Raw genomic sequence first — 9,321 nt, forward strand, 5'->3', positions numbered from 1 at the left:
ACCTCAGCCTCCGCGCGCTGTGCAGCGGCTGAGGATGCCCGAGCACGCGCCAGCAGCCCACGGGTGGAGTGGTCCTCCACCGGGGTGTCTGTCGCCGCGCTCGTCTCGAACATGAACGCAACGCTAGGGACGCCCTCTGACAGTCCCGGCCCGGCGGACCAGACCACCGCTCGCCTCGCCCAAGGCAACGCCGGGAGCAGCCCAGGACAGCTCCCGGCACGAGCGCGGAGCGTCAGATCCGCGGCACGATCTGCCCGAGGAGGCCGCCCATGCGGGTCGCGGCGGACTTGCCGGCCTCGAGGACCTCCTCGTGGTTGAGGGGCTCGCCGGAGATGCCGGCGGCGAGGTTGGTGACCAGGCTGATGCCCAGCACCTCCATCCCGGCCTGGCGCGCGGCGATCGCCTCGAGGGTCGTGGACATGCCGACCAGGTGGCCGCCGAGGATGCCGGCCATCCGGACCTCCGCGGGGGTCTCGTAGTGGGGGCCGGGGAACTGCACGTAGACGCCCTCGTCGAGGGTGGGGTCGACCTCCTTGCACAGGGCGCGCAGGCGCGGGCTGTACAGGTCGGTGAGGTCGACGAAGTTGGCGCCCTCGATCGGGGAGGTCGCCGTGAGGTTGATGTGGTCGCTGATCAGCACGGGGGTGCCGGGCGTCCAGGTCTCCTTGAGTCCGCCGCAGCCGTTGGTCAGCACGATCGCGCGGGCGCCGGCGGCGGCGGCCGTACGGATCGGGTGCACGACCGCGCGGACGCCCTTGCCCTCGTAGAAGTGGGTGCGCGACAGGAACACCAGCACGTTCTTGTCGCCGACCTTCAGCGAGCGGATCTTGCCGGAGTGGCCGGCGACGCCGGCGGCGTGGAAACCGGGCAGGTCGGTGGTGTTGACCTCGGCGGTGGCGGGGCCGAGCGCGTCGACGGCGGGGAGCCATCCGGAGCCCAGCACGAGGGCCAGGTCGTGGGACTCCACCCCGGTCAGGTCGCGCAGGCGGGCCGCGGCCTGGGCGGCGAGCTCGAACGGGTCGGACTGGGCAGGGGAGACGGTGTCGGTCACCCGACGATCCTAGGTAGCACCGACCCCGTCGGCCAGTCCTGAACGACGTCGGCAGCCGCCCCGCCGCCCCGACGGGCTGTGCTGCGAAACACGTCAACCGCACCCCGCGGCGGTGCGAGAATTGCCCGGTGCTGGGAGTGGTGGATCTGCCGACGTACCTGATCGGTCTCGTGTTGATCGTGCTGTTGCCGGGCCCCAACTCCGTGTACGTCCTCTCCGTCGCCGCGCGACGCGGCGTGGGCGCGGGCTACCAGGCCGCGGCGGGCGTGTGGACCGGGGACGCGGTCCTCATGGTCCTCTCGGCCGCCGGTGTGGCGTCGCTGCTGCGCGCCAACGACCTGCTCTTCGGGGTGGTCCGCTGGGCGGGTGCGGCCTACCTGGCCTACCTCGCCTTCGGGATGCTGCGCGGGGCGTGGCAGACCTGGCGGCGCCGCAACGAGGTGGAACAGCTGATCACCGCTCCGTCCACCCCGGCGTCGGCCGGGGTCGAGTCGCCGTACCGCCGCGCGCTGGTGGTGAGCCTGCTCAACCCCAAGGCGATCCTGTTCTTCGTCGCCTTCTTCGTGCAGTTCGTCGACCCGGCGTACGCCCACCCTGTCGTGTCGTTCGCCTTCTTGGGCCTGCTGTGCCAGCTCGTCAGCGCTCTGTACCTCAGCGTCCTCATCTTCACCGGCACCCGGCTCGCCGCCTCATTCCGGCGCCGCCGACGGCTCGCGGCCGGGGCCACCAGCGCCGTGGGTGCGGCGTTCCTCGCCTTCGCGGTCAAGCTCACCCTGGCCTGAGGGTCGATAACTGTCGGTGGCCTCCGGCATGGTGGACGACATGATCGACCACTTCGGCATCAACGTCAGCGACATGCAGCGCGCCAGCGCCTTCTACGACCGTGTGCTCGGGGTGCTGGGCCACCGTCGCCTCCAGGACTTCGAGGTGGCGATCGGGTACGGCACCGACGCGCCGGCCTTCTGGATCTCCACCTTCGAGGGGGTGGGGCCCAACCGCGAGGTGCACGTCGCCTTCTCGGCTCCCGACTCGGCCGCGGTGCGGGCCTGGTTCGACGAGGCCGTCGCGGCGGGCGCCGAGGTGCTTCACGAGCCGCGCCTGTGGCCGGAGTACCACCCCGGCTACTACGGCGCCTTCGTACGGGACCCCGACGGCAACAACGTCGAGGCCTGCTGCCACACCGGCCAGTGAGCGGGTCGGGGTGAGGGCTCTCACCTTGCCCGCCGGGCACCGGTGACGTTGGATCTGTACGTGTCCGGTGAACGTCCCGCGCTGCGGCTGCCCCAGCTGCCGCCGCGCCTCACCGTGCGGCAACGCTTCGCTGCGGTGGGGCGACGTTGGCGTCAGCTGCTGCGGCTCGCCGCGGCCACCTCGGCGGCGTACGCGATCTCGACTCACCTGCTCGGCCACGAGCAGGCGTTCTTCGCGCCCGTCGCCGCGGTCATCGTGCTGCTCGCCGGTGTCGGACTGCGGCACCGGCTCCTGGTCGAGCTCGTGCTCGGAGTGGCGGTCGGGGTGCTCGTGGGTGAGCTGCTGATCCTGGCCACCGGGCGCGGGGCGTGGCAGCTCGCGCTGATCGTGGTGCTCACGTTCTCGGCGGCGGTCTTCATGGGGCTCAAGGGCGTCTCGCTCACCCAGGCCGCCAACTCCGGGGTCCTGCTGGCCGCTGTGGTGCCGGCCGTGGGCGCCGACAACCCCGCGATGACCCGTTTCGTCGACTCGCTCGTGGGCGGGGCGTGCGGGCTCGCGATGGTGCTGCTGCTGCCGCGCAACGCGACCCGCGACATCGACAAGGAGGTGCGGCCCCTGCTGGAGCACCTCGAGGGGATCCTCGAGCAGGTGGCCCGGGCCCTGCGCGCCGGCGACGCCGCCCAGGCCGACGCCGCCCTCGAGCGTGCACGTGGGCTCCAGAGCCAGGTCAACAGCGCCTCCGCCACGGCTGCCGCCGCGACCGAGGTGGCCCACATGTCACCCGTGCGCTGGTACCAGCGCACCGAGGTCGCCCGCTACGCCCAGGTGCTGGTCGACATCGACAACGCCATCCGCGACGCCCGGGTGCTGGCGCGCCGCGTCTCCTCGATGCTGCGGATGGGGGAGACCGGCGGCGATGAGCTCTGCGAGGCCGTCGAGTGCCTGGCCCGCGGGGTGCAGATCTTCGAGGCCGGACTGTCCGACCCTGCCGCGTACGCCCGCGCCCAGGACGAGCTCGTCGAGTCCGTACGCCTCGCCGTCGGCGCGCTGACCGACCAGATGACCCTCAACCGGGCTGCGGTGGTCGCCCAGGTCCGCTCGCTGGCCGCCGACGTGCTCTTCGCCAGCGGGATGAGTCGCGACGAGCTCGACGTGCGCCTCAACTTCTGAGGCCGACGGCGCCGGAGGTGGGGCTACTGCTCGATCGAGCGGCAGGGGCGTCGGCGCAGTGACCGTACGTAGTCCGCGGGGGCGTCGGCGGCCTCGGCCGCGTCGGCGAGGATGCCCAGGTTGACCGCGGAGGGCAGGCCGCCCTCGTACGCGTCGAGCACGTAGGCCCAGCTCAGCAGCTCCCCCGACAGCGCCGAGACCCGCACGCGGGTCTTGCGGTACAGGCCGGTGTCGGCCTGCTCGAAGCCGTCCAGGAGCCGCTCGTCCTCGGGGCTGACGTCGTACACGGCCACGAAGACCTGGTCCAGCGGGTCCTCGACGAGGGTCGGCAGGGCGCCGTCCCAGCCGTGCTCCTCGCCGCCGAAGGTCAACCGCCACCCGGCCAGCCACCCGGTCGTGTGCAGCGGGGAGTGGGGGCAGCGTTCGCTCATCCGGGTCGGGTCGAGGTTGCTGCCGTAGGCGGCGTACAGCGTCACAGGAGAAGGGTAACCAGCCGGTAGCCCCGACGCAGCCCGCCAGGTGCGTCCGGGGTCCGGGGGCCTCGGGGTCCCGGGTGTGCTCAGTCGGCGCCGGGCAACTACTCTGGGTGCGTGAGCGAGACGCACTTCAACACCGTTGTCCTCGGCGCTGGCCCCGGTGGCTACGTCGCCGCCATCCGCGCATCGCAGCTGGGCCAGAAGGTCGCGGTCATCGAGGAGAAGTACTGGGGCGGTGTCTGCCTCAACGTCGGCTGCATCCCGTCCAAGGCTCTGCTCAAGAACGCCGAGCTCGCCCACACGCTGACCCACGAGAAGGCCAAGTACGGCATCGAGGGTGACGCGACGATGAGCTTCGGCCCGACCCACAAGCGTTCGCGCGACGTGTCGGCCGGCATCGTCAAGGGCGTCCACTTCCTGATGAAGAAGAACAAGATCACCGAGATCCACGGCTGGGGCACGCTGACCAGCCCGACCTCGGTCGACGTGGTCCAGGACGGCCAGACCACCTCCTACAGCTTCGACAACCTGATCATCGCCACCGGCGCCACGGTCCGCACCCTCCCGGGTGTCGAGATCGGCGGCAACGTCGTGACGTACGAGGAGCAGATCCTCGACTCCGAGCTGCCCGGCTCGATGATCATCGGCGGCTCCGGCGCCATCGGCGTCGAGTTCGCGTACGTGCTGAAGAACTTCGGCGTCGACGTCACCATCGTCGAGTTCGCCGACCGGATCGTGCCGGCCGAGGACGCCGACATCTCCAAGGAGCTGCTCAAGCACTACAAGAAGCTCGGCGTGAAGATCCTGACCTCGACCGCCGTGAAGTCCGTCAGCGACACCGGTTCGGGCGTCAAGGTCACGGTGGCCCCGGCCGCCGGCGGCGACGAGCAGGTGCTGGAGGCCGACAAGTTCCTCTCCGCGTTCGGCTTCGCCCCGCGCGTGACCGGCTACGGCCTGGAGAACACCGGCGTGAAGGTCTCCGACCGTGGCGCCATCGAGATCGACGCGTACGGCCGCACCAACGTGCCCAACGTGTACGCGATCGGTGACTGCACCGGCAAGATGATGCTGGCCCACGTGGCCGAGGCGATGGGCATCGTGGCCGCCGAGACGATCAGCGGCGCCGAGACCATGCCGGTCGACTTCGCGATGATCCCGCGCGCCACGTACTGCCAGCCGCAGATCGGCTCGTTCGGCTACTCCGAGGCGCAGGCCAAGGACCTGGGGTACGACGTCAAGACCTCGACGTTCCCGTTCGCCGCCAACGGCAAGGCCCAGGGCCTCGGCGAGGCGGTCGGTTTCGTCAAGGTCGTCGCCGACGCCGAGCACAACGAGATCCTCGGCGCGCACATGATCGGCCCGGACGTCACGGAGCTGCTGCCGGTGCTCACGCTGGCCCAGCAGTGGGACCTCACGACCGACGAGGTCTCCCGCAACGTCTTCGCGCACCCGACCCTGTCGGAGGCCGTGAAGGAAGCGGTGCACGGCATCTCCGGCCACATGATCAACTTCTGAGCAGGGCGGGGACACAAGCGCCATGAGTGAGCTCGACCGGTCCGGCCAGCACGTCGTCATCGTCGGGGGAGGCCCCGGCGGGTACGAGGCGGCGCTGGTCGCGGCCCAGCTCGGGGCGCAGGTGACGCTCGTCGACTCCGACGGGCTCGGCGGTTCCGCGGTCCTCACCGACTGCGTGCCCTCCAAGACGCTGATCGCCACCGCCGAGCTGATGAGCGACGTCCGGCGCGCCCGGGTGCTCGGCATCCGGCTCCCGGAGAAGTCGCGCGACAGCCAGGCCGAGCTCGAGGTCGACCTGCAGGTGGTCAACGAGCGGGTCAAGGCGCTCGCGGCCGAGCAGTCGGCGGACATCGCTCGCCGGGTGGCGCGCGACGGCGTCCGCGTCGTCCAGGGGCGCGGCCGGCTGCAGTCCAACACCCGCGTCGTGGCCACGCTGGCCGACGGCAGCACCGAGACGCTCGACGCCGACGCGATCCTCGTCGCCACCGGTGCCGCTCCGCGCACGCTGCCCAGCGCGCAGCCCGACGGCGAGCGGATCCTCACCTGGGAGCAGGTCTACGACCTCAACGAGGTGCCGGAGAAGCTGATCGTGGTCGGTTCCGGTGTCACCGGCGCCGAGTTCGCCAGCGCGTACCTCGCCCTCGGCGTGGACGTCACCCTCGTCTCCTCCCGCGACCGGGTCCTGCCCGGCGAGGACGCCGACGCCTCCGCCGTGCTCGAGGCCGTCTCGGTGCGCCGTGGCATGAAGGTGCTGGGGGAGTCCCGGATGGAGTCGGTGACCCGCGACGGCGACACCGTCACGGTCACCCTCACCGACGGCCGTACGGTTTCCGGCAGCCACTGCATCCTCGCGCTCGGCTCGGTGCCCAACACCGCCGACCTCGGGCTGGAGGACGTGGGCGTCGTCACCGACGACGGCGGATTCATCAAGGTCGACCGGGTCTCGCGGACCAGCGCCCGCGGCGTGTACGCCGCCGGCGACTGCACCGGCGTGCTCATGCTCGCCTCGGTGGCGGCCATGCAGGGCCGCATCGCCATGTGGCACTTCCTCGGCGACGCGGTGGCGCCGCTGGACCTCAAGAAGGTCTCCTCCAACGTCTTCACGGCTCCCGAGATCGCCACCGTCGGCTGGTCGCAGAAGTCCGTGGACGCCGGCGAGATCGAGGCCGAGGTCGTGATGCTGCCGCTGGCCGGCAACCCGCGGGCCAAGATGCAGGGCGTCAAGGACGGCTTCGTGAAGCTGTTCTGCCGGCCCGGCACGGGCATCGTGGTGGGCGGCGTCGTCGTCGGTCCCCGGGCCTCCGAGCTGATCCACCCGGTGTCCCTGGCGGTCGCCGAGTCGTTGACGGCCGACCACCTGGCGCAGGCCTTCACCGTCTACCCGTCGATGAGCGGTTCGGTCGCCGAGGCGGCCCGTCGCCTGCACCGCGTCTGAGGTGTTCGCGGCCCCACCTGCCAGCGTGCACGGTGGGGACTCGCACCCGGTGAATTACAGATCTGTAGTTCACGCGAAGGGGGTGACCCCGGCTGCTCCTCGTGTTGTGATCGTGGTTCACCCCCGTCACAGACGTCCCACTGATCACGAGAGAGTCGTCGTTCTGCCATGCCTCGCGCCCGCCTCCTGACCGCCGCAGTCGCCCTGGCTGCGACCGTCGTCGCCACCGGACTCCCCAGCGCCGCCCATGCCGCGCGCGCGGACGATTCCTGGCCGGTCGACGGCAACAGCACGCTCACGTTCGAGGGGCGCGGGTACGGCCACGGGTACGGCATGAGCCAGTACGGCGCCGAGGGCGCGGCACGCGAGGGACGGACGTGGAAGCAGATCGTCGGCTTCTACTACCCGGGCACCAAGGTCGCCGAGACCAAGGGCCAGATCAAGGTGCTCCTCAGCGCCGACACCGACGGCGACGTGACGGTCCAGGCGGCACGCGGCCTGTCCGTCCGCAAGGTGTCGACGGGGACCTCCTGGACCCTGCCGACCTCCACGAAGGCCTCGCAGTGGCGCCTGGTGGCCAAGGAGACCCGGACCAGCGTGCAGTTCCGTCGTACGAAGGGCTGGACGACCTGGCGCACCGTCGCTGGTGAGGCCGAGTTCAGCTCCAGCGCCGGCAAGGTCACCCTGGTGCTGCCGGGCCGGACGGTGGAGTACCGCGGTCGCCTCCGCTCGGCTGTCCCCACCGGTGGCGGGACGCGGCAGACGGTGAACGTGCTGTCGCTGCAGAGCTACCTGCGCGGTGTGGTGCCGCTCGAGATCCCCGCGCTGTGGCACACCGAGGCCGTCAGCGCCCAGGCGGTGGCGGCGCGCACGTACGCCGCCCGCGAGCGCTTCGACAACTCCAGGCGCAGCTACCACCTGTGCGACACCACCATGTGCCAGGTGTACGGCGGAGTCGCCGCCGAGCACTCCGCCGCCACCGCGGCGGTACGGCGCACCGCCGGCCAGGGGCTGTGGCACGACAAGAAGCCGGCCTTCACGCAGTTCTCGGCCAGCAACGGTGGTCAGGCCGCCCAGGGCAGCCAGCCGTACCTCGCGGCGCAGGCCGACCCGTACGACCGGTGGAGCGGCAACCCGTACCGCACCTGGAAGGTCGCCTTCACCGACAAGGCGATCGAGAAGGCGTGGCCGCAGATCGGTGACCTGCGCCGGGTCGAGGTGCTGCGCCGCGACGGCGACGGGGCCTGGGGTGGGCGCGTGCTCACCGCGCGGCTGGTCGGCGGCAAGGGCAGCGTCGAGGTGAGCGGCTCGACCGTACGCTCCACGCTGGGCCTGCGGTCGAACTACTTCACCCTCACCGTCACCCCGCGCTGATTCCCGCGCGGCCGCTCAGCGGCGCGCCAGTGCCAGCCCCGCGGCCCGACCGGAGAAGATGCAGCCGCCCAGGAAGGTGCCCTCCAACGCGTTGTAGCCGTGCACGCCGCCACCGCCGAAGCCGGCGACCTCGCCGGCGGCGTACAGGCCGGGGACCGGGGTGCCGTCGGCCGCGATGCACTGGCTGTCGAGGTTGGTCTCCAGCCCGCCGAGGGTCTTGCGGGACAGGATGTTGAGCCGTACGGCGATGAGCGGGCCGTGGGCGGGGTCGAGGATGCGGTGCGGCTTGGCGACGCGGATCAGCTTGTCGGTCAGCGACTGGCGGGCGTTGGCCATCACCATCAGCTGGACGTCCTTGCCGAACTTGTTGCCGAGCTCGCGGTCACGCGCCACGATCTGGCGCTCGATGTCGTCGACGTCGAGGGCGGGGCCGCGGGAGATCTCGTTCATGCCGGCGACGAGGTCGGTCAGGTTGTCGGCGACCACGAAGTCCTCGCCGTGCTGCTTGAACGCCTCCACCGGGCCGGGGGCGCCCTTGGCAAGGCGGGACGTGGCCATGAACTTGATGTCCTTGCCGGTCAGGTCGGGGTTCTGCTCGGAGCCCGAGAGGGCGAACTCCTTCTCGATGATCGACTGGGTCAGGATGAACCACGAGTAGTCGTACCCCGTGGACAGGATCTTCTTCATCGAGCCGATGGAGTCGGCACCCGGGACGCCGGACATGCCCTCGAGGCGCTGGCCGTTGGCGTCGAACCACATCGACGAGGGGCCGGGGAGGATGCGGATGGCGTGGTCGGGCCACACGGGGTCCCAGTTGTGGATGCCCTCGACGTAGGCCCACATCCGGTCGCGGTTGACGATGTTGGCGCCGGTGGACTCGGTGATGGCGAGCATCCTGCCGTCGACGTGCGCGGGGACGCCGCTGATCATGTGCTGCGGCGCGGGCCCGACGCGCTCGGTGGGCCAGTTGGCTCGCATGAGGGCGTGGTTGTGGCCGATCCCGCCCGAGGTCACCACGACGGCTGCGGCGCGGTGCTCGAAGGTGCCCACGGCGTCCCGGTTGGACTTCACGCCGCGCTCGGCGTCGTCGGGCGCCAGCTCGGTGCCCC

At 71.2% G+C, this 9,321-nt stretch carries 9 protein-coding genes; 6 read left to right on the forward strand and 3 right to left on the reverse strand.

The window, feature by feature from the left end; translation table 11 throughout:
• Window positions 1-232 precede the first annotated feature (232 nt).
• The gene (locus tag ACI379_RS10945; protein WP_439792120.1) at window positions 233-1,051 is read right to left on the reverse strand and encodes a purine-nucleoside phosphorylase; all 819 of its coding nucleotides are present in this window, start codon (window positions 1,049-1,051) and stop codon (window positions 233-235) included.
• A gap of 128 nt (window positions 1,052-1,179) precedes the next feature.
• Between ACI379_RS10945 and leuE the strand changes: the two genes are divergently transcribed.
• The 3 genes from leuE to ACI379_RS10960 are packed head-to-tail and all read left to right on the forward strand — an operon-like array spanning window position 1,180 to window position 3,412.
• On the forward strand, window positions 1,180-1,833 hold the full coding sequence (gene leuE / locus ACI379_RS10950; RefSeq protein ID WP_439792121.1) for a leucine efflux protein LeuE: 654 nt from the start codon (window positions 1,180-1,182) through the stop codon (window positions 1,831-1,833).
• Window positions 1,834-1,873: 40 nt separating this feature from the next.
• Entirely contained in the window at window positions 1,874-2,242 is a 369-nt protein-coding gene (locus tag ACI379_RS10955; RefSeq protein ID WP_439792122.1) for a VOC family protein, read from the forward strand.
• 60 nt (window positions 2,243-2,302) lie between these two features.
• Complete coding sequence (locus ACI379_RS10960; RefSeq protein WP_439792123.1) at window positions 2,303-3,412, forward strand: FUSC family protein; 1,110 nt, start codon at window positions 2,303-2,305, stop codon at window positions 3,410-3,412.
• A gap of 23 nt (window positions 3,413-3,435) precedes the next feature.
• Here ACI379_RS10960 and ACI379_RS10965 read toward each other — a convergent pair whose 3' ends face one another.
• Entirely contained in the window at window positions 3,436-3,888 is a 453-nt protein-coding gene (locus tag ACI379_RS10965; RefSeq protein ID WP_439792124.1) for a gamma-glutamylcyclotransferase family protein, read from the reverse strand.
• Window positions 3,889-4,002: 114 nt separating this feature from the next.
• Between ACI379_RS10965 and lpdA the strand changes: the two genes are divergently transcribed.
• From lpdA to ACI379_RS10980, 3 genes are all read left to right on the forward strand, one after another.
• The gene (gene lpdA, locus ACI379_RS10970; RefSeq protein WP_439792125.1) at window positions 4,003-5,403 is read left to right on the forward strand and encodes a dihydrolipoyl dehydrogenase; all 1,401 of its coding nucleotides are present in this window, start codon (window positions 4,003-4,005) and stop codon (window positions 5,401-5,403) included.
• 22 nt (window positions 5,404-5,425) lie between these two features.
• Window positions 5,426-6,838: an NAD(P)H-quinone dehydrogenase gene (locus ACI379_RS10975; protein ID WP_439792126.1), complete on the forward strand. Its 1,413-nt coding sequence runs from the start codon at window positions 5,426-5,428 to the stop codon at window positions 6,836-6,838.
• Between the two features lie 168 nt (window positions 6,839-7,006).
• Window positions 7,007-8,212, forward strand: coding sequence for a SpoIID/LytB domain-containing protein (locus tag ACI379_RS10980; protein WP_439792127.1), 1,206 nt, complete (start codon window positions 7,007-7,009; stop codon window positions 8,210-8,212).
• 15 nt (window positions 8,213-8,227) lie between these two features.
• Here ACI379_RS10980 and ACI379_RS10985 read toward each other — a convergent pair.
• The coding region (locus tag ACI379_RS10985) for an FAD-binding dehydrogenase (RefSeq protein ID WP_439792128.1) at window positions 8,228-9,321 on the reverse strand (1,094 nt) is incomplete at its 5' end.

The sequence above is a fragment of the Nocardioides sp. genome, from assembly GCF_051876515.1.
Taxonomy (GTDB): domain Bacteria; phylum Actinomycetota; class Actinomycetes; order Propionibacteriales; family Nocardioidaceae; genus Nocardioides.